The sequence below is a fragment of the Providencia burhodogranariea DSM 19968 genome (assembly GCF_000314855.2).
Classification (GTDB): Bacteria; Pseudomonadota; Gammaproteobacteria; order Enterobacterales; family Enterobacteriaceae; genus Providencia; species Providencia burhodogranariea.
In genome coordinates this window covers 1,278,194-1,300,053 of sequence record NZ_KB233222.1, presented here as the reverse complement: position 1 = coordinate 1,300,053, position 21,860 = coordinate 1,278,194, and the positions used below count along the sequence as shown (strand labels likewise).

The following is a 21,860-nucleotide window of genomic DNA, read 5'->3' as shown; positions in this document are numbered from 1 at the left end:
CTTAACCACCAATCTTTTATGAATACTATAAATTCAGTATGGTTGGCTCATATTGAGAAGTTGGTGGTTAAGATATTATTGTTAGTAGAGAAAAACAATACACCTATTCCGTTTGCTCACCCCAAGGATTAACGCTTTTAGAGGTTGGTTCTTCTGTAATCATATCATCAAGAGAATCAAGATATAGTGCTTCAACCTCTGCGCGAGCCCAAGGAGTTCTGCGAAGAAATTTTAAACTCGATTTGACACTAGGGTCACTTTTAAAACAATTGATTTTAATAATATTACTAAGTTCAACCCAACCGTAATGGGCAACGAGAGCATTGACCTGCATCTCAAGTGTTACACCATGTAAAGGGTCTTTAGAAACGTGTGCTGTCATGGTCCATCCTGCATTGGCATTAAAAACATGTGAAGATTACAAGAAAGAAGAATGAGAGGCAATGAAATGCTGAGTTAGGCTCATGCTAGCAGCCAATCGAGTTCATTTATTTGGTGAGCTATCCTTAGTGTTCGTTTCAGTCGTTCTATAATGGATGATAAATGTCTATACATTGGAATAATGTAAGCTAAATAAATCAATGTTTATCCACGAGCCTCGAATTTCCTTCGCTTATAATACAACGTGTCTGTTATTGCTCGCTCAAAAAACATCGTATAAGTTGTTTTAAATTTAAGTAGGTAGAAGGCTTCAACATTCAATAACATGGGGTCAATATCGCTGTTATCGAGCATTATGCTGGTGGACAAATATATTAATGATTAATCCTGATTTCATTGCAATACCCACAGTCGTTATCTTTATGCAGTTTCATTATCATGAATAAATAACAGGAATTTATTGAATCATATATACAAAAATGACTGCTATTGAGTGCAGCCATTAGATAACTAAAATTTCTATTTATTCATCATTTGGATAACAATTTTTCTTGTTTGGTATGGTAATAAAATAAATACAACAAACCGATAGGGGCTATGAATATTGAAAATCCCCAGCAAATTATCATGGTGATAACTTTAGTCGCTAACAGTAAGATTGCATTAACAATAAATACGTTATCACCCATCACATAACCAATAATTTGCTCATAAACAAATCGTGAATATGGATAAAGCAGGGCATTTATTGTCGCAATAAAAAAAAGGCTAAATGAACTTCCTTCTGTATTGCTAAAACCGATCATAAATGGAACTGCTGAAATAGCAGCACCAAATAATAGATGACGTAAGTAATAATTTAGTTTTAAACCACCAAATGTTTTAGAAAAAATATTTTTTGCTTGTTCTTTCATTGACAACCTATTTATTTATCAGACCGCAGGGAATGCAATAATCATAAAATTCTTTAACTATAAAATGGTTCATTTATTAGCCAACATATTTGTGATTATTAATTTTCATCGATAGTATGAAGAAATGAAAAGAGATTTGGATAGGAATAATCGCAATAAACTCCATTAATAACATGTCGTTACTAATGGAACCAAAGATTCGTTTTATTTTTGAGCAACACATTTAGCATTAATAATACTTATGTAATATTGTTAGTATGGTTATAATTTACCGGGTGGTTATGAAATTAGTCTCAGTAAATAACTCAACGAGTCATAAATGGATTTTATCGATATATAACAAGAGCTATCATGATGCATATGAGATATCTTTTTATGATGAACTAATTTGCAGTAGACAGGAGAAAATGTCACAAATAATGCGATAGTTAGGTGACTTTTTTTATTAACGCATAGGTTTTCTTGACAAAAAAAACAGTGAAGGCATATTCAGATATGGTTATTTTAGTTGCTATATGGGTACTTCATTAATTTATAACCTTACAACAATTCATTGTAACGGAAGAATATCAAGTCTACCCCGTTGCACATAACATCAACAATCCAGATGATATTAAATAAAAAAATGACAATCGTTCTAATTCTGTCCATTCTTGTGGCTATTATAGTAGGTTACAAAGTGTTTTCGCGCGACTATCCGAATTATCCTGAAAGTGCCAATTACGATAATATAAAAAAAAGATTTATTAACCCACAAGAACTACGCAGTGTAACCATAACTGATGGTATATCTGGATTATTCAAAATGTTGGGTGGAGAAAGCCAATATGCACCCAAAGCAACATTTCAGATGGAAAAGCCGGATTGGTCATTATTTTTAAGTGACGATGGTATCAGTCGGTTTATTTGGTTGGGTCATTCCACTTTATTAATGCGTATTGGCAAACAAACCATAGTGACAGATCCTGTTCTAGGTTCATCAGTATCACCATTAGTTATTAATATGCGCCGATTTCAGAAACCCGCAGCACCACTTTCTGAATGGCCTCAAACAGATGTTGTTCTAATATCTCATAATCATTATGACCACTTTGAAAGTGAGACTTTGCAGGAAATGGCGAAGACAAAAGTGCAATTTATTGTACCTTTGGGAATGGGAGAATATCTTAAGCCTTTTGGTATTGATCAAGCCAATATTAATGAGCTAGATTGGTGGCAAACAATTGAATATGCAGGTATCCACTATACATTAGTACCTGCATTGCATAATTCAGGTCGCAGTCTAAGTGACAGTAATAAAAGTTTTTGGGGTGGCTATATTGTTCAGCAGGACGATGAAACTATTTATTATAGTGGTGATAGCGCATATGGTCCGCATTTTACTGAAATTGCTCAACGATTCCCTAACATTAGTATTGCTTTTATTGAAAATGGCCAATATGACCGGCGCTGGCCAGATGATCACATGCTACCTGAAAAGACTGTACAGGCAGCTGTAGATATAAAACCTCGACGTGTAGTTCCCGTGCATTGGGGGGCATATACAATGGCGTTTCATCCGTGGAATGAGCCAGTGCGAAAAAGTATTCCGTTGATGAAACAAAAGGGGTTACACCCACTGACACCTTATCAAGGGCAAGTTTTTGATGCAGAAACTAAAACACAGGAATGGTTTTTAAACGTCGAGTAAATTGAGTTGGGGGAACTTGATTGGGAACCAAATCCCCTGATAACAATTATTCAAAGAGCAATATATCGCACTAGTATTAGTGTTTTCTAGATAGGCGTACAATAATCTCAATCTTTAATTACGATTCGGTATAACGAATCGTAATTAAAGATTGAGATTATTGCCATTATTTCTAATTAATACAATAAATCAACTTGCTCTGGCTCTGAATAAAGAGTTAACCCACTACGATTGCTCCATTTAAAAATAGCTTGATAACGAACATTGTCAATTCCAGAAATTATATTATCTAAATCCGTATTGGAAAATCTTATTGATTTATTTTTGGCCCAAGCGGGGAGATTGTTAATTAAATATTTGAATTCGACAATTGTAATCCCCTGATTATTTGTGTAAATGTTTTCTATCGATTTCACCTTGATTTTACCATAACAAAATCCGAGTCCTTTAGAGAACTCATGTTTACCATTTCTACTGAGTTCCCATATTTTTTCCCCTGATTTTAAGTGCGAAAATGCCAGCCCAGATTCAACAAATGATTCCATTTTCGCATTAAGCCAAAGATCATTACCAATAATGACTGATACAGGCCATTTCGTTGGGCCAAGACATAATGGTTGTTTATTGTAAAAATCTTGGATCTTTTTTTGATATTCAGCATTATCGTAACTATAAGCTTGAGTAGTAAACTGCATTATAAATATGATAAATAAAATTCTCATTTAAATTTACTCATATCTAGAAGCTTAAAGGCTTCATCTACATTCAGGTATTTCTCATTTGTAAGATAGCTACCTGTTGGCTGCCAGTACAGCTCTGGAACACCTGGATCCGTATGATTACTGACTATTTTATAACGTGTAAATTTAATTTTTGTATAGTCAGTTAAATCAGATCTGTTATATAGTTCTGAAAATTTTATCCCTTTTATCATAAAGTAAGTATTTTTATATTGATGTAATTCAAAATCAACTATTTTAGTCATTGAAGCTGATAAACTAAAGTCACTCCAAACAAAACCATCATCATCAGGAACCAGAATAATAGACCAGCGATTGTTCTTTCGCATAAAAAAAGTCGCAGTATGATTAGGATGTGAAGTGTTATTATCAAAGGAAGCGAAAAAAACAATGTCTTTAGTACCATTTCCATTAAGGTCTATATAATTATGGCCATCTTTTAATTTTACTAGTGTACTGCTATATAAATTAAAGCTTAAGGAAAAAAGAATTATAATAAGGAACTTTTTTGATATTATCATTTTGCTGACCTCACTAATCTAAAACCTATGTCTGGCATAACAAATCCTGCACTGTGAACATCACAACTTGATAATATACCCGGCTGCAAATAGCTACCTCCACAGAAATAATACATTGCATTATTGAATGTAGTCTCACTGTCATAAACCCATTCATAAACATTACCACTCATATCATAGAGCCATAGAGCATTCGCTTTTAATTTACCTACAGGGGAAGTACCAAATTGGTCAGTATTTGGTGTAGGAAACCAAGCTACCTCTTTAACATTATTACTTCCTGAATAATAATTCCCATAAGTTCCATCTTCTAAAGCTGGTTTGCCGCCTCTTGCAGCAACCATCCACTCAATCATAGTAGGTAATCGATAACCATTGGCATGATAGTTGACTATGAATTTATATTGAGAAGTATCACGTAGAACGGTATTTTGCTCTGTTATATATACAGGGGATAATCCTAATTTCTCACTAAGAGCATTAGCAAATATGATTGTATCTAACCATGCTATATTGGTAATGGGATGTTCTTTATTATCAGCTTCTGAGGAGCGGCAATCATCATAGATTGAACCATTACAACCATCATTGAAGTTATAACCATGACCTCTAGCCCAGAGTAGAGTTTCATTATAGGAATTATACGTTATTTCTGTACGCATAATATAATAACTATCGAGTGTAACATTAGTATTAGATTGATAATCATATTTACCAAACACAGGTCCCACATAATAGTTACCTTGTACGACTAAACTCTCATTCATTAATGAAAATGAGTAACTAGAAGCGTAAATAAGTTTAGGAATTATAAAAATGAATACAACGAAATATTTCATAATAAACAAAAAAGTTCTACCTATAAAACGTAATAGTTTCAAACGCATTGATATTACTGGATAAAAGGAATTGATGAGTTTATATCAGCTTATGATCTTAAGACAAATGGTAAAAACTATCAGGTGGTAATAGCTAAGCTTATGTATACTTTAATATGATATTTCAAGAAAAATAAATTTTTATTTCTCTAATGCAGTAGATAATCGAAAACATAAATTTATTGCCATTAAATGAATCAATATTAATTATATAATTTAAAGTAAGAGTAGGGTTTTTTATTAATGTTTGTTGAATAGTAGAATGGTAAGTTATTATCTATCTCTCCATAACTGATTATTTAGGTAAATTAATGAAATTCGATAATATTGAGGCAGTTAGGCAGGTAATTGATAGTTTAGATGCACAGTTAGTTTCGCTTATTGCACAGCGCAGTGAATGTGTAAAAGCTGCTGCTAAGTTTAAAAAGGATAGTGAAGCAGTTCGTGCTCCTGAACGAGTACAGCAAGTAATTGATAAGGTAAGGGAGCAAGCTAAACTAAATGGGCTATCAGAAGACATTATTGAACAGGTTTACCGCACAATGATTACTGCATTTATTGATTTTGAACTGCAACAGCATGCAAAATTAGAGCAACATAATTAATACTTATGTTTATTTTATCATATTGGCACAACGTTAAATTTCTACCTGTTTATATGGAAAAATAAGCTAAGCCGCCAAATGTGGCGGCTTATATCTACGCTAGATAACTTAAATGGCAACTAATCCTCGCACACCTTCATGACCCATATTTTTTCCTAATCCTTTTTGTATTATCTCACCTCGTGACATTACTAAATAAGTGTCTGCCAGTTCAGCCGCGAAATCATAAAATTGTTCAACCAATAAAATGGCCATATCACCACGCTGTGCCAGTTGTTGTATAACTACACCAATTTCTTTAATAACTGATGGCTGGATCCCTTCGGTGGGTTCATCAAGAATAAGCAACTGAGGTTTACAGGCAAGAGCACGTCCGATAGCTAATTGCTGTTGTTGCCCACCGGATAGATCTCCTCCACGACGCATTTTCATTTCTAGCAACACAGGGAATAATTGATAAATTTCTTCTGGTATGACCTTCGCTTGTGCGCTAGGAAAGCATGAAAGCCCAATCAGTAAGTTTTCTTCTACGGTTAGGCGAGGAAATATTTCTCGTCCTTGAGGAACATAAGCGATACCGGCTTGAACTCGTTGATGCGGTTTGTGGTTATTAATCATTTTATCCTGCCAGCGTATCTCACCTGATTTGGCTGGAATTAAACCCATTAAACATTTTAATAACGTTGTTTTCCCCACGCCATTTCGACCTAGAAGGCAGGTAATTTCGCCTTTTTTAACTTCAAACGATAAACCACGAAGAATATGACTGCCGCCATAATATTGATTTAGTTCAGAAACTTGTAACATATTAGCGCCCCAAATATACGTCGATAACGCGATCATCAGCTTGCACTTGGCGTAATGAACCTTCAGCTAACACTTGCCCTTGATGTAGTACGGTTACGTGATCGGCAATGGTTTCTACAAAACCCATATCGTGTTCCACTACCATTAATGAGTGTTTACCCGCTAAATTACGGAATAGTTCCGCTGTGTACTCAGTTTCAGCATCAGTCATGCCAGCCGCTGGCTCATCAAGCAACAGTAAATGTGGCTTCTGTACTAGCAACATACCAATTTCAAGAAATTGTTTTTGCCCGTGAGAAAGCAAACCTGCTTTACGCTGCCGCTTGTTACCAAGCTTTAGCAATTGGAGTGTTTCATCAATATGATCCCGTTGCTCACTATTGAGCTTAGCTCGTAGGCTACCCCATACCGATTTATCATCCTTTAACGCAATCTCAAGATTTTCAAATACCGTTAATGCCTCAAATACCGTGGGTTTTTGAAATTTACGACCAATCCCAGCTCGTGCAATCTCGACAGGCGATAGACTGGTTAAATCGATATCTTGATCGAAAATGACTCTGCCAGTATCTGGCTGTGTCTTACCCGTTATAACATCCATCAGCGTAGTTTTACCCGCGCCATTGGGTCCAATAATACAGCGTAATTCACCAACCCCAATTTGTAGTGACAGATCAGTTAGTGCGCGAAAGCCATCGAAAGAGACATTGATATTTTTGAGCAACAGCACTGGGTCATTTTGATCACGAAAGCGATCTGCTAGTTGGATCTTCGTAAATAGTTGATCAGTCATCTCTCCTCCGACGCACTAACCCAATAACACCACGCGGTAAAAATAACGTAACTAAAATAAACATTAAACCAAGGAAAAATAGCCAATATTCAGGGAATGCAACGGTAAACCAGCTTTTAGCGCCGTTAACAATCACGGCGCCAAATAACGGGCCAATCAAAGTGCCACGACCACCAATAGCCACCCAAATCGCAGCTTCAATCGAGTTAGTCGGGGACATTTCACTGGGATTAATGATACCGACTTGTGGAACATAGAGTGCTCCAGCTAATCCACACATCACAGCAGAAAGTACCCAAACAAATAATTTAAAACCTTTAGGATCATAACCACAGAACATCAGACGGTTTTCAGCATCGCGCACGGCAGTCAGCACGCGACCAAATTTACTGCGCGCTAATGCAAAACCAATTATTAGGCTAATCAAAAGGAGTAATACTGTCGCGACAAAAAGACTGATACGGGTGCCAGTGGCTGTGATATTAAAGCCAAGTAGGGTGGTGAACCCTGTAAAGCCATTATTGCCACCAAAGCCAGTTTCGTTACGAAACAGTAATAGCATGCCTGCATAGGTAAGTGCTTGCGTCATTATTGAAAAGTAGACACCTTTAATCTTTGAGCGAAAGGCAAAAAAACCGAAGATCAATGCCAGCAATCCTGGAACTAAAACAATTAAACAGAGCGCCCAAGCGAAGTGTTGAGTTCCTGTCCAAAACCATGGTAATTCATTCCATGATAGAAATGACATAAATGAGGGAAGGCCATCTCCCGCAGCTTGGCGCATTAAATACATCCCCATCGCGTAACCACCGAGAGCAAAAAATAGACCATGACCTAAGGATAATAATCCCGCGTATCCCCACACCAGATCAAGAGCTACTGCAACAATGGCATAGCAGAGGATCTTGCCGACCAAGGTCAGTGTGTAGGTTGAAACAGCCAGTGGATGACTGGCGGGCAATAGAGCTAAGAACGGCATAATCAATAATAGCAGTGTAATAATGATGCCAAGACTGAGGGCTAGGCGTGGTACTTTACGAACCACAGTTAAAGTGAATGGTTGGCTCATTAGTCAATAATCCTCCCTTTGAGAGCAAATAAACCTTGTGGTCGTTTCTGAATAAACAACACGATAAAGACTAAAATTAGAATTTTGCCTAGAACTGCGCCTACTTGTGGCTCAAGGACTTTATTTAGGATCCCTAAGCTAAAGGCCGCAACGACAGTACCTGCCAACTGGCCTACACCTCCTAATACCACAACGAGGAACGAGTCGATAATATATCCTTGACCCAACTCAGGGCCAACATTGCTTAGTTGTGAAAGTGCCACACCACCAAGGCCAGCAATACCTGAACCCAAGCCAAATGCCAGCATATCGACACGGCCAGTAGGAACGCCACAGCAGTCTGCCATGGCGCGGTTTTGTGTTACCGCACGCAAGCTTAACCCCATACGGGTTTTATTTAGTAATAACCAAGTTAGGCCTAGTACGGCAAATACAAATAAAATCACTGCAATTCGGTTATAAGGCAGAACTAGGTTTGGTAATACCTGCAGCCCACCAGAAAGCCAGCTAGGATTAGATACCTCTAGGTTTTGAGCTCCAAATAGCATACGTATCAGTTGAATTAGCATTAGACTAATTCCCCAAGTGGCAAGTAATGTTTCAAGTGGCCGCCCATACAAATGACGGATTATGGTACGCTCTAAAAGCATGCCCATTATGGCTGCAACTAGAAAAGCGACAGGTAATGCTATAAGTGGATACCAATCCAGCCATTGAGGTGCAAACTGCTGAAACAAATTTTGAATCAACCAAGTTGCATAAGCACCTAGCATAAGCATTTCACCATGAGCCATATTAATTACACCAAGTAACCCGTAAGTAATCGCCAATCCCAAAGCTGCCAATAGCAGAATTGATCCCAATGATATACCACTAAACGCCTGACCGAGTAGGTCACCCCATAGAAGGCGATGTTCGATTTGTTGCAGGCTTTTTGCCGCTGAAGTACGAACTTGTGCATCAGGCTCATTATCAATATGAGTGAGCTGTTGAAGCTTTACCTGACTATTAGGGTCATTTGATTCTCCCAGAAGTTTTACCGCTTTGAGCCGTATTTGAGCATCACTGCTAGCCAGTTGTAGATTTGCAGCAGTAATCGCCAAAATAGCATGCACCTTAGTATCGCGCTCACCAGCAAGATGTTGTTCAATTAATGGTAATTGCTCTATCGTTGAGTTACGTTGTAACTTCTGTGCTGCTTGTAAGCGTATAGTGGGATTATTACTCACTAATTGATGAGCAGCCAAAGCGCTGGCAATTAACACACGCAGTCGGTTATTTATAAACAGCTTTTTAGTTTCACCATTCGGTTTTTTAGCCGTATCGAGAGAGTAAAAGTTATCCCCCTGTTGATTAAAAGGCTGATGATCTTGGTCAATGACCACTGTTTCATTACTCAATGCTTCTAATAGTGGTAGGCGATTATCCTGAGGTACAGCCGCCCATTGTTGGAGTAATATAACCTGTTGGGGACGGCTTGCTGCTGTGAATTCAGCTGCTGTCCCTGCATTAGCAAACAGCGGTAGCATCAGCAGCAAGCTGAGAAATAAGTTTCGTAAGGTCATTTTGCGACTCCGATGCTTAAAATAGATTAACGGAGATTGAAGTAACCTCCGTCGAGGTGGTTAGTCAGTGGTTTTCATTGGGGAGTCAGGCTTCTTATCATTACCCTCGATATACGGACTCCATGGTTGAGCACGTATTGGTTTATCGGTCTGCCAGACTACGTTAAATTGGCCATCCGATTCCACTTCACCAATCATGACGGGCTTGTGCAGATGATGGTTGGTTGGATCCATGGTGAGAGTAAAGCCACTTGGAGCTGAAAATGTCTGTCCAGCCATTGCAGTTCGTACTTTATCTACATCAGTAGTGCCAGCTTTCTCTACTGCCTGAGCCCACATATGGATGCCCACATAAGTTGCTTCCATCGGGTCGTTAGTAACTACCGTACCTGCATTAGGTAAATTATGTGCTTTGGCATAAGCGCGATAATCCTCAACAAATTTTTTATTGGTTGGGTTATCTACGGATTCAAAGTAGTTCCACGCCGCGAGTTGACCTGCTAATGGCTTCGTATCAATGCCACGTAATTCTTCTTCGCCCACTGAGAAAGCAATAACTGGGATGTCAGTGGCTTTAATCCCTTGATTGGTTAGCTCTTTATAGAAAGGCACGTTAGAATCACCATTGATGGTCGATATTACTGCTGTTTTACCGCCAGCAGAAAATTTCTTAATATTGGAAACGATTGTTTGGTAATCGCTATAACCAAAAGGCGTGTACACTTCTTGAATATCTTTATCCTCTATCCCTTTTGAATGTAGAAAAGCGCGTAGGATTTTATTTGTAGTGCGTGGATAAACATAATCAGTGCCCAGCAAGAAGAAACGTTTTGCACCGCCACCATCATCACTTATCAGGTATTGCACCGCTGGAATTGCTTGTTGGTTAGGAGCTGCGCCGGTATAGAACACATTGGGTGACATTTCTTCCCCTTCGTATTGCACTGGATAAAATAAAAGACCATTTAGTTCTTCAAATACTGGCAATACTGATTTACGGGATACTGATGTCCAAGCACCAAATACAACGGATACTTTATCCTGAGTCAGCAACTGGCGAGCTTTCTCCGTAAATAGCGGCCAATTAGATGCTGGGTCAACGACGACTGGCTCCAATTTTTTACCCAGAACACCACCTTTGGCGTTAATTTCATCAATAGTCATCAGTGCTACATCTTTTAACGGTGTCTCTGAAATCGCCATAGTGCCAGACAGAGAATGAAGGATCCCCACTTTAATGGTATCAACAGCCTGAACAGTAAAGGTAAAACCTATGAAGCTCATAGTCGCAGAAACGACAAAGGCCTTAATCAACGAACGTCTTTTCATCATTTAATTCCCTAATATGTAAACTGTGGTTATTGGGTAACTTGAAGCTTTGCTTGATGTAACATGTGTAACGTGATTTTTCTGACCTCTGCTTTACTCGCGGCGATATGCTCAGTCAGAATATGTTGTGCCAGTCCAGTTTGTTGTTGAAAAATCGCCTGTAAAATTTTAGAGTGCTCTTGATAAGTGGCATTTATCCTGTCGTCACGAGTAAAATCAAGGCGTCTGACAATGCGGATTTTTTCTGTTAATTCGTTATGAATCCGGAGCATTTCTTCGTTATTCAGAGTTTTGACCAGTGCAATATGGAAGGCTTCATCCTGCAGTGATACCAACTTGCCATCTTGAATCGGTAAGTTATCGATCCAGAACAACCTCAGTTCGGCTAAAAGGTTTTGGCAATGCTGTATAGGTTGATAACCTAGACGTCGTACAGCTTCACACTCCAGAACAGTACGTAAATCGTATAGCTCTTCGAAATATTCGAAATTAAGTGGTTTTACCTGCCAGCCACTACGAAACCAAGCTTCGACATAACCTTCACGTTCTAACCAGAATAGTGCCTGACGTACTGGTGTACGACTGACTTCCATCCGTTCAGCAATTTCGCTCTCGCTAAAATGATCGCCGGGTAACATACGAAATTCGAAAATATCGTTCTTCAGAGCTTGATAGACTTTCTCCGACAAAGCCTCTCGACGAACTTTGCTGCGTTGTATGTTTGTCATCACGGAACTTCCTTATTATTCCAGCCACAGCAAATTATCACCCGGACTCACCGAACGGCCAGCCTGACAGGCAATGCGCTTTACTGTGCCACTTTGTGGTGCCACAATGGATAACTCCATCTTCATTGCTTCAACGATAATCAGGGTTTGACCTGTAGTGACAACATCAGCAGGCTGAACTAATACTTTCCAAACATTACCGTTCATGTCTGCACAAATAGGTAGAGCACTTTCATCGATATCTTTAGGCGAATGAATTATTTCGTTGATGTTTACCGTTTCTGCTTCTTCTTGTTCCCAGAGTGCGACTTCTTGCTCAAAGGCTTTGGACTGACGGTTGCGAAATTCAGCGATGGAATCTGCATGTTCTGCCAAAAACTGTTGATGTTCAGCAAAATCAAATTGTGTCTCTTCGATACGAATTTGGGCACGGCCTTCACGGAAATCCTCACGTAACACCGTCAATTCTGATTCACTCACCGGATAAAAACGCACTTGATCGAAGAATTGCAGTAGCCAAGGCTGGCCAGCCTCAAACTGTGGGTTTTTCAAAAATTTATTCCAGATTGGCAACGTTCGACCAACTAACTGATAGCCGCCGGGTGAATCCATTCCATATATACACATATACATACCGCCGATACCGACAGTGCCTTCGGCAGTAAAGGTGCGTGCAGGGCTGTATTTGGAACTTAAAAGACGATGCCGTGGGTCAATGGGGACGGCACAGGGTGCGCCAAGATAAACATCGCCAAGGCCTAGGATCAGATAACTGGCATCAAATAGGGTATCGCGCACGACTTCACGGCTGGATAATCCATTAATACGCTGAATAAAATCAACGTTATTGGGTAACCAAGGAGCATTAGTGCATACGGTTTCTTTGTAACGTGTTACAGCATCGAGAGTAGCACTATCTTCAAATGCCATTGGCAACCAAACAATACGAGATGGTACTTTTAACTGATTAACATTCCCCAAGCCAGTTTCCAGCTCTAACAGTAACGCTATTAATTGCGATTGCTTTAAAATCAGGTTGTTATAACGAATTTGTAGTGAGCGTACTCCAGGGGAGAGTTCTTCTACACCACTAACTACACGTTCACGTAATACATTCATTAATAAATGGACACGCAAACGTAACGCCAAATCTAATTGATTATCCCCATATTCAATCAGTACATATTTATCACCGGCCTGACGATATACTACGGTTGGTGTTTCTTTAGTTGCAGGTAAAGCGGCTAATAAAGTGGCAGAACCAATCTCAGTAGCGGCGAGTGAAGGCACATCAAAACAGGTAACGGGTACAGTATGGAGAGTTTCAATGCTGTGTAACTGAGCTTTTTCAAGCTCGGCCGCTTGCTCTATGCTGATTGGATAAAAACGAATGCTATCCCCAGGCTTGACTTGCCCAACCTTCCATAGTTCAGCTTTAGCAATGGTTACTGGGCAAACAAAGCCTCCCAAACTAGGACCATCGTGTGTCAGAATTACGGGGAAATCACCCGTAAAATTGATCGCTCCAATGGCATATTCACAATCATGAACATTTGAAGGGTGTAATCCGGCTTCACCACCGTTTGCTCGTGCCCACGTGGGTTTCGGACCAATCAATCGCACACCTAACCGGTTAGAGTTGTAATGTACTTGCCAGTCGCTAGCAAAAAATTCCTCAATCGCAGTTGGTGTAAAAAAATCAGGTGCACCATGGGGGCCGTAGAGTACGCCAATGTACCACTCGCGACTATAATGCGGAATTAGTGCTAATTCTATCGCTTGAGGTTCGCTAATTGGTGCTGGTGTTGTGCAGGCAGCTAATTGTGGTTGCGAAATTGGTAGCATATCCATTATTCTCAGTATGCGTCCAGCATGTCCCCCAAATTGGCCAAGAGAGAAGGTTGAGCGACTACCTAAATATTCAGGGACATCAAGGCCATTACGAACGGCAAGGTAAGTGCGACAACCACTTTGTACACGACCTAAACTCAATATTTGACCGGATTTCACGGTGGTAGGTACCCAATAGCTAACGGGTATGCCATCGAGATCCGCAGGGCAATCAGCACCGGTCAAAGCAATCACGGCATCCTTATGAAAACGCAGTATTGGCCCTTGTAATGTAAATTCCAGCCCAGCTGCGCTTTCATGGTTACCGACGATACGGTTGGCAAGGCGAAAAGCAAAATCATCCATTGGACCAGATGGTGGAACACCAATATTCCAATATCCAAGTCGACCGGGAAAATCTTGAATACTACTGAAGGTGCCTGGCTGTAGTACTTCAATCATACTTGCAGAAGGGATAAAACTATCAAGAAAACGCGTCCATACCTTACCAGTGGTAAAAGATTCGGTTGCAACAATTTGGCGTAAATAGTCAAGATTAGTGGCGATGCCATGCAATTGTGTAGTCGCTAATGCTTCTTTTAATTTTATCAACGCGACATCACGACTACTTGCATGAACAATCAACTTGGCAATCATAGGATCGTAGTAGGTTGAGACTTCAGTGCCAGTGTTAACCCAACCATCCACACGCACATTTTCTGGGAAGCTAACTACGGTTAATATACCGGGACTGGGTTGAAAGTTTTTCAGTGGATCTTCTGCATACAGACGCACTTCAATCGAAACACCTTGGGGTGCTTGTTGCATACATGCCCAATCTAGTTTGTCGCCAGCAGCTACTTTTAGCATGCATTCTACTAGGTCAAGACCCGTGACTAACTCGGTAACGGGGTGCTCGACCTGCAAACGTGTGTTCACTTCCAAAAAATAAAAGGCATCATTATCACGGTCGTAGATATATTCCACGGTACCCGCACTACGATAATTAACCAGTTCTCCGAGACGCACAGCCGAAGCCAGTAGTGCTTCACGAGTCGCTTGCGGTAGATCAGGCGCCGGAGTTTCTTCTACTATTTTTTGATTGCGGCGTTGTAGTGAACAGTCCCGCTCACCTAAGGCGATAACCTTGCCATGACCATCACCGAAAATTTGAACTTCTACATGGCGGGCACGATCGATACAACGTTCGATAAATACACCAGCATCACTGAAGAATTGCTCTCCCAAGCGACGTACACTTTCCCAAGCATTAACCAATGAATCAGCATCTGCACAGCGAGTTAGCCCAATACCGCCACCACCTGCGGTGCTTTTTAGCATTACGGGATAACCAATATCTTCAGCAGCAACTAAGGCTTCTTCTATACAGCTAAGCAAGGCGGTTCCGGGTGTCATTGGTACACCTGCGCTAGCAGCTAAATCACGGGCACGATGTTTGAGGCCAAATTCGGCAATTTGCTGTGCTGTTGGACCAACAAATACAATACCAGCTTGTTCACAAGCCGTGGCAAACGGAAGACTTTCGGAGAGAAAACCATAACCCGGCCAAATAGCTTCAGCACCACTTTGTTTCGCGGCAGTTAGAATTTTGTCGATACGTAGATAGCTATCACTTGCTTTGTCTCCTCCTAAAGCGATCGTTATGTCAGCTTCTTTAACATGTTGTGCATTACGATCCACATCGGAATAGACCGCCACACTTTTTATACCAAGGCGTTTAAGGGTACGGATGGCACGACAGGCAATTTCGCCACGATTGGCAATTAAAACAGTACTAAACATAATTATTTACTCCGTTGTGTTGCTAGCCAATTACGCCAGCCGCCAAATTCAGTGATTTCCAGTGCATGTTTCAGCGCCTCTGGTTCACAAATAAAGCCTTTAACGCTACGACCATCTGCAAGCGTTAATGAGCCTATGCCAAGTGGTGCTGGAATTTCAGCTACAAATTCGCCAAAACGTGCAAGAGGAATATCCCAAAGCTCAACGCTAATTGCTGATCCTTGTTCATCGCGCAAAAGACCGGGTTTTTTTATTGTGCTATCTAGCAACGCAAACAATCGATAATGGTTAGATGTTACCGTTTCTTCTACCAGCACAGCTTGGCGAGTAGTGAGTTGGAAATTTAGTGGCATCCCCGAGAGATGAGCCCCCACGACAGCAACTCTGACGTGATTTTTTGAAGGAGGCAGTACACGACATTGAGTTGGTTGTGATTGACCTGTGGCGCCGAGTGGTAACAATAATTGTTGCTGCCAGCGCAAGCCAAATTCAGCTAGTGCTCGATCGTGCCATGCTGGTGCAATTACTGTGATACCGGCTGGTAAACCATCGGTTCGGAAAGGTGCAGGTAATGCTAGAGCTGAAAGATCTGCTAGATTAGTGAAATTGGTGTAAGTACCAAACTGCGAGTTGTATTGTATTGGCTGCTGTTTCATTTCTTCTAACGTATGGATTGTTGGTGAGGTGGGCACTATCAACCCATCAAAGGCAGACAATGTTTGCTGGATGTGACGAGTCAGCTCCGCACGTAAGTATTCAGCTTTATAAGCTTCTACTGCGTTGTAATTCAGGCCTTTACTTATAATGTCATAAACTACAGGGTTCATTTCTTTAGGTCGGTTCAGTACTTCACCTATGGCAGCTGTGCGCTCAGCAACCCAAGGGCCACAATAGAGCTGCTCTGCTAATTGATGAAAAGGCGTGAAGTCAATAGGGTGTAAATTAGCGCCACTCGCTCGTAGTTGTTCCAATGCTGCATCCCATGCGGATTCGGCATATTGATCATTGAAAAATTCGGGATTATCAGGGATAGCAAAATTTGCTATATATTTGATATTGGCAGGAGCAGTTTGTGGGTTGATGCGGGAATAGGCATCACTAGGATCGTAACCTCCAGCCAAACTCGCGATAGTAAAAGCATCTTCTACTGTCAGAGCAAATATAGAAATTGTGTCATTTAAGCGACAGGCAGGAACGACACCACTAGCAGATAACCAACCTTTGGTAGGTTTAAGGCCGACAATATTATTAAATCCTGCGGGGACTCGGCCAGATCCTGCGGTATCGGTTCCAAGTGAAAAAGGGACTAAACCACGAGCAACGACAGAGGCTGAGCCAGAACTAGAACCTCCACTGACATAATCAGGGTTAAAGCTGTTAGTGACGTGCCCATAAGGAGAACGAACACCCACTAAGCCAGTGGCAAATTGGTCGAGGTTAGTTTTTCCCACGACAATAGCGCCAGCGGCTTTAAGTTTGGCAACTGCGGTTCCATCTGTATCAGCACAGTAAGCAAATGCCGGGCAAGCTGCGGTGGTCTGCCAGCCAGCAATATCAATATTATCTTTAACTGCAAAGGGAATACCGAATAATGGAAGCATTTGAGGCGTTTGCTGATAAATGGGAAGTATATTGTTTAATTGTTCACGTATCTGCTGTTTAGTTGCAATATAAATCCATGCCAAATCATCTTTGGAGAGGTTTTCAATAAATTGTATTAATATCTCTTCGATATTATCGGCATTAAGAGATATATGTTCTTGCCATTCTTTGAGAGTATTTACTTTTAATGTTCTCATTGATAAATCCATATCGGTATACAAGATAGAACTCATTAAGCAAGTAACATGCCAGTTTTCATCCGTTTGATTTTTAACTGTAATTTTTTTGTGAAGAACTTTTCCACTAATAAGAACTCCATTCTAGGGCAATAATTGCACCAAAAATGTTATTATTTAAAATGCAACCATAGAATTTCATATGTCATTGACTAACGTATAATGGTGATGAAGGAATTAATAAATTCAGGAACAATTGGAGTTCTATTAATCAATGAAAAGAGGCTAAACAAGACTTATAAATTAGCTTAAATTACTTTAAAATTGATGTGTATAAATAGCGGTATTATAGATTAAATTATTAAGTAAAATTCTAAGTAAATCAGGAATAGGTAGTAAATATATTCTGATTTTATATTTATATAAATATTTTGCTATGTAGATTAAGATTTATAGATGATAAATTTATTAATCATAATTAATTTGATGAGATAAGTTATTGCTCTAGAATTGATTGGTTTATTTTTTAATAGCTAATTGTTTGTATTATTAAATGTTATTATGCTTTTTTTAATTTGTTAGCTGTATTGAAATATGATTTTAGCATCTATCGCATCATCTGAACTTGAGGGATTACTTCATTTTATTTAGAAAAAATATGCTGACCATTGTTTACATGTTAAGTATATTTACTTTGTTTTATATATACTCAATATTAGATATAAAATAGTGCGCCTTTTATTGTCTTTACGACTCTAATTAAAATAAGAATACTTGCTAAAAATAGAGATGTTTTATATTTTACGGGCGTATACTAATCATTAGCAAACATATAATTTTAATTACGATGGAGCTATATCATGAATTTAATCATTACTGAACATCAACCCTTTGGTACATTACTGGGATATGCTCCGGGTGGGGTAGCTATCTATTCATCGGATTACAACTCGCTATCAGAACTTGATAAGAATGATGATATCTCCTTTAGAAGTTATATTGGCAATGAATATATGGGCTATAAATGGCAGTGTGTAGAGTTCGCTCGCCGTTTTTTATATCTTAATCATGGTGTTGTGTTTACCGATGTTGGCATGGCATATGAACTTTTTTCTTTGCGATTTTTACGGCATGCCGTCGATGATGGTATTTTGCCTCTTGAGGCCTTTAGTAACGGAAGCCAAGTCAAACCAGTTGCTGGAAGCTTGTTGGTTTGGGGGGAGGGAGGAGAATTCACAAAAACTGGACATGTCGCAATTATCACTCAGGTTTATGAAGATAAAATCCGTATTGTGGAGCAGAATGTTATACATCATAAATTGCCTAGTGGTCAGCAATGGACAAGAGAGTTACCACTGATATTCGATAATGGTGTATACACGCTCAAAGATACCTTTTCTGATACTCATATTCTGGGCTGGATGGTGCAAACAGATAATAATCAATATGCTTATATTGAGCCAGAAGTGAACCCTAAATTAATGCAACTTCATCTATCAAACTTAGACAATAAGGTCGATTTTAGTAAAAAATGGTTGGATGAATCGAATCCAATAGAACAAGCTTATGTTAAAGCAAGTCATGGGCATAAATTAAATGCCAATCCCCATGAATATTTTACGATTTCGACTACGGCTGAAAGTAAATTGATGCAAGCAACTAATGAAGTTCACCTTATGTATTTGCATGCAACTGAAAAAGTATTAAAAAATGATAATCTACTGAAATTATTTGATATTCCTAAAATTCTCTGGCCTCGTATACGTCGCTCTTGGCAAAACCGTCGTCATGACATGATCACAGGACGATTAGATTTTTGTATGGATGAGCGTGGATTGAAAGTCTATGAATATAATGCTGACTCCGCATCCTGCCATACTGAGACAGGGATTATTATCGATAAATGGGCACAAGTAGCTCAATTAACAACGGGTCGAGATCCTGGGGCGCGACTAATTGAAATGCTTACCGATACATGGAAACATTCATCCGCTAAGCCTTTTATTCACATAATGCAGGATGCAGATAGTGAAGAAGATTATCATGCGCTATTTATGGCTCGCACTATTACCGACGCAGGCTTTGAATGTAAAATTATTCATGGTTTTGATGAATTAGTCTGGGATGAAACTGGGCAAGTTCTTGATGGTGAAGGGCGAGTCTTAAAGTGTGTTTGGAAAACATGGGCATGGGAAACTGCTCTTGAGCAAATTCGCGAAGAAAGTGAACATGATGCTGAACACCCAGCTCTACCAGTCCGTACTGGGCATCCACATCATAACGATGTTAGGTTAATTGATGTACTGTTAAAGCCTGAAATTTGTATTTTTGAACCATTATGGACCTCCATTCCGAGTAATAAAGCTATTCTGCCTATTCTATGGTCATTATTTCCTCATCACCCTTATCTTTTGGATACCGATTTTGAGATCAATGATGAATTACGTGAGACGGGTTATGCCGTAAAACCAATAGCAGGTCGTTGTGGTAATAATATAGGTTTAGTCGATCATCTTGATGAAATTATAGATAAAACTTGCGGCAAATTTAATCAGCAAGAAAATATCTACCAGCAGCTATGGTGTTTACCAAAAGTCGCTGATCGTTATATTCAAGTGTGTACATTTACTGTTGGGGGGCATTATGGTGGAGTTTGCCTTCGTTCTGATCCATCATTAGTTATCAAAAAAGACAGCGATATGGAACCGCTGTGGATATTAGATGATGAAGATTTTCTTAAGCAGCCATAATAATGTTGGGGAGAATATTCTCCCCAACATCCGATAGTTTCTAATTCGCTTAAGTTTTAATTAGACATTTAAGATAACTATCGTGTGTATAAGGCAGAAAGTAATCCTATGTGAAATTTAACAGACACTCAGTTTTAGCGGGTTAAACACTTTTATTTTACCTATGATTAAATTTAAATAATGGATTTATTAGATTATCCGCAAATTGTAAACTTTATGCAGGGTCAGTTAAATCAAGAATTTGGCGGTTATTTGCGATTTGAAGGCGGTTTAGACAACAGCGCTTAATCTCAGGAGTAAACAGGTCGTAATACTCAAAATTTTCATTAATGCTATAGAGATTATGTAAGACGGTTCAGGGAAATTAAATAGGGGATGTTAACCCCCTTTGATATCTAACTATTTATTTTTTAAGAATAATATTTAGAATCTTATTTTTTAGACCAGCGATTTGAACGACGAAAAGTGCCAAAGTCGTTAAATCTAACACCATTTTCTTTCATTACATTATGTGCTACACGCGCAGACATCTGTCGGATATAAAATGGTTCATTAACAACAAAATGATGAATACTATGAGTACTACCAAAATTAGCGCTGAATAAATTTAAAGGTAAGAACCAGATACTATTAAATACCTGTGTTTGCTGAATCATGTTTTTTCCATCAATATCACCATAATAGTGAATATTGGAGGTAATGAAATGTAAGCAGAACGACCACAAAATATTTGGTCCAATAAGTATCACTGTAGCCATATTAAGATAGTGTATAAATGCTAATTGAGCTTCTGACCATAAAATTGGACTTCCAGATAAATTAAAAAATAAATCAATAGCATTGAAAATTAGAAAACAATACCAAAGCATCCACGTTAATAAGGTAACAGGGAGGAATGACTTTAATCCTAATTTTATTAATTGACCTTTATTTGTAGATGAACGAAGTTCGAATGCTAATTTAATTAATGATAATGTTAAATCAATCGAAAGGAAGAATCTTAATAATCCCCATTGGGTGCCATTTGCAACAATTCTTTCCTCCATATCTTCTGGAGTACCCGATGTTTTATGATGATCAAGATGGAGCTTTCGTCTCATCCATGGGTTCGCGCTACTTGGCCTGACCAACCATACTGTAAGCATCATTAAGTTATGGATAGTTTTATTATTACGAAAATAAAGATTATGGATTAAATCATGTTCTATTTCATGAACAATAGATATAAAAAAAGTATTAAGTAGTAAACATGCCCACCAAGATAAGTAACCATAAACAAAAAGAGTAGAACTTGTAATGAAGAAAGCAATGAATAGTAATAACACGCCTAAACCTATCGTATTTTGATATTTTAACCATTTATGCTTATTCCGTAAGTTTTTATTATAATCCATTATTTCTTTTCTAATATAACTTGTTTTAACTACTTCATAATTATGAGTCATTTTACACCTCAATATAGAGAAAACTAGATTAGTTAAAAATAAGGAATCGAACTCATAATTAGAGAATAATATATATTTAAACATATTATCAATGTTAATTATTATCATTCATTGATTTCTGTTAGTAGTTTAAAGTATATTCATATCGAATATCTCATAAAAAGCCCTATATCTTATGAAAGCGAAATTACCTTATATCGAAGCAAATAGGTGATAGTGTCCACTTCCCTTAAA

At 38.8% G+C, this 21,860-nt stretch carries 17 protein-coding genes; 3 read left to right on the top strand and 14 right to left on the bottom strand.

What is annotated here, in order from left to right:
* Window positions 1-103: 103 nt before the first annotated feature.
* On the bottom strand, window positions 104-382 hold the full coding sequence (locus OOA_RS05515) for a VF530 family protein (RefSeq protein ID WP_008911148.1): 279 nt from the start codon (window positions 380-382) through the stop codon (window positions 104-106).
* Window positions 383-911: 529 nt separating this feature from the next.
* Window positions 912-1,295, bottom strand: a complete 384-nt coding sequence (locus OOA_RS05510; protein ID WP_008911147.1) for a hypothetical protein — start codon at window positions 1,293-1,295, stop codon at window positions 912-914.
* A gap of 679 nt (window positions 1,296-1,974) precedes the next feature.
* Here OOA_RS05510 and OOA_RS05505 point away from each other — a divergent pair.
* A complete protein-coding gene (locus OOA_RS05505; RefSeq protein WP_008911146.1) occupies window positions 1,975-2,985 on the top strand; it encodes an MBL fold metallo-hydrolase in 1,011 nt (336 codons plus the stop codon).
* A 176-nt stretch (window positions 2,986-3,161) separates the two neighbouring features.
* On the opposite strand, the gene OOA_RS05500 is transcribed toward OOA_RS05505, so the two are convergent.
* The 3 genes from OOA_RS05500 to OOA_RS05490 are packed head-to-tail and all read right to left on the bottom strand — an operon-like array spanning window position 3,162 to window position 5,133.
* Window positions 3,162-3,707 (bottom strand): hypothetical protein, encoded by a 546-nt coding sequence (locus tag OOA_RS05500; RefSeq protein ID WP_008911145.1) that lies wholly within the window; start codon window positions 3,705-3,707, stop codon window positions 3,162-3,164.
* Window positions 3,704-4,246, bottom strand: coding sequence for a carbapenem self-resistance protein CarG family protein (locus tag OOA_RS05495; protein ID WP_008911144.1), 543 nt, complete (start codon window positions 4,244-4,246; stop codon window positions 3,704-3,706). Before OOA_RS05495 ends, OOA_RS05500 begins: the two co-directional genes overlap by 4 nt.
* Window positions 4,243-5,133 (bottom strand): formylglycine-generating enzyme family protein, encoded by an 891-nt coding sequence (locus OOA_RS05490; protein WP_008911143.1) that lies wholly within the window; start codon window positions 5,131-5,133, stop codon window positions 4,243-4,245. Before OOA_RS05490 ends, OOA_RS05495 begins: the two co-directional genes overlap by 4 nt.
* Before the next feature lie 302 nt (window positions 5,134-5,435).
* Here OOA_RS05490 and OOA_RS05485 point away from each other — a divergent pair, with 302 nt between their 5' ends.
* On the top strand, window positions 5,436-5,729 hold the full coding sequence (locus tag OOA_RS05485) for a chorismate mutase (protein WP_008911142.1): 294 nt from the start codon (window positions 5,436-5,438) through the stop codon (window positions 5,727-5,729).
* Window positions 5,730-5,837: 108 nt separating this feature from the next.
* On the opposite strand, the gene urtE is transcribed toward OOA_RS05485, so the two are convergent.
* From urtE to atzF, 8 genes are read right to left on the bottom strand one after another with little or no spacing between them, the layout of a single operon-like run.
* A complete protein-coding gene (gene urtE / locus OOA_RS05480) occupies window positions 5,838-6,536 on the bottom strand; it encodes an urea ABC transporter ATP-binding subunit UrtE (protein ID WP_008911141.1) in 699 nt (232 codons plus the stop codon).
* Window position 6,537: 1 nt separating this feature from the next.
* Window positions 6,538-7,329: an urea ABC transporter ATP-binding protein UrtD gene (gene urtD, locus OOA_RS05475; RefSeq protein ID WP_008911140.1), complete on the bottom strand. Its 792-nt coding sequence runs from the start codon at window positions 7,327-7,329 to the stop codon at window positions 6,538-6,540.
* On the bottom strand, window positions 7,322-8,398 hold the full coding sequence (urtC, locus tag OOA_RS05470) for an urea ABC transporter permease subunit UrtC (protein WP_008911139.1): 1,077 nt from the start codon (window positions 8,396-8,398) through the stop codon (window positions 7,322-7,324). The genes urtD and urtC overlap by 8 nt, the downstream gene beginning before the upstream one ends.
* Window positions 8,398-9,963, bottom strand: a complete 1,566-nt coding sequence (gene urtB, locus OOA_RS05465) for an urea ABC transporter permease subunit UrtB (protein ID WP_008911138.1) — start codon at window positions 9,961-9,963, stop codon at window positions 8,398-8,400. Before urtB ends, urtC begins: the two co-directional genes overlap by 1 nt.
* Before the next feature lie 60 nt (window positions 9,964-10,023).
* Window positions 10,024-11,292 carry an urea ABC transporter substrate-binding protein gene (gene urtA / locus OOA_RS05460; RefSeq protein ID WP_008911137.1) on the bottom strand — a complete coding sequence of 423 codons (1,269 nt, stop codon included), beginning with the start codon at window positions 11,290-11,292 and terminating at the stop codon, window positions 10,024-10,026.
* 29 nt (window positions 11,293-11,321) lie between these two features.
* Entirely contained in the window at window positions 11,322-12,020 is a 699-nt protein-coding gene (locus OOA_RS05455) for a GntR family transcriptional regulator (RefSeq protein ID WP_008911136.1), read from the bottom strand.
* 15 nt (window positions 12,021-12,035) lie between these two features.
* Entirely contained in the window at window positions 12,036-15,653 is a 3,618-nt protein-coding gene (uca, locus tag OOA_RS05450; RefSeq protein ID WP_008911135.1) for an urea carboxylase, read from the bottom strand.
* A 2-nt stretch (window positions 15,654-15,655) separates the two neighbouring features.
* Complete coding sequence (gene atzF / locus OOA_RS05445) at window positions 15,656-17,452, bottom strand: allophanate hydrolase (RefSeq protein ID WP_008911134.1); 1,797 nt, start codon at window positions 17,450-17,452, stop codon at window positions 15,656-15,658.
* An 839-nt stretch (window positions 17,453-18,291) separates the two neighbouring features.
* Between atzF and gss the strand changes: the two genes are divergently transcribed.
* On the top strand, window positions 18,292-20,181 hold the full coding sequence (gss, locus tag OOA_RS05440; protein WP_008911133.1) for a bifunctional glutathionylspermidine amidase/synthase: 1,890 nt from the start codon (window positions 18,292-18,294) through the stop codon (window positions 20,179-20,181).
* Between the two features lie 431 nt (window positions 20,182-20,612).
* Here the strand turns inward: gss and OOA_RS05435 are convergent, their stop codons facing one another.
* Window positions 20,613-21,626: a fatty acid desaturase gene (locus OOA_RS05435; protein WP_008911132.1), complete on the bottom strand. Its 1,014-nt coding sequence runs from the start codon at window positions 21,624-21,626 to the stop codon at window positions 20,613-20,615.
* Window positions 21,627-21,860: the final 234 nt, after the last annotated feature.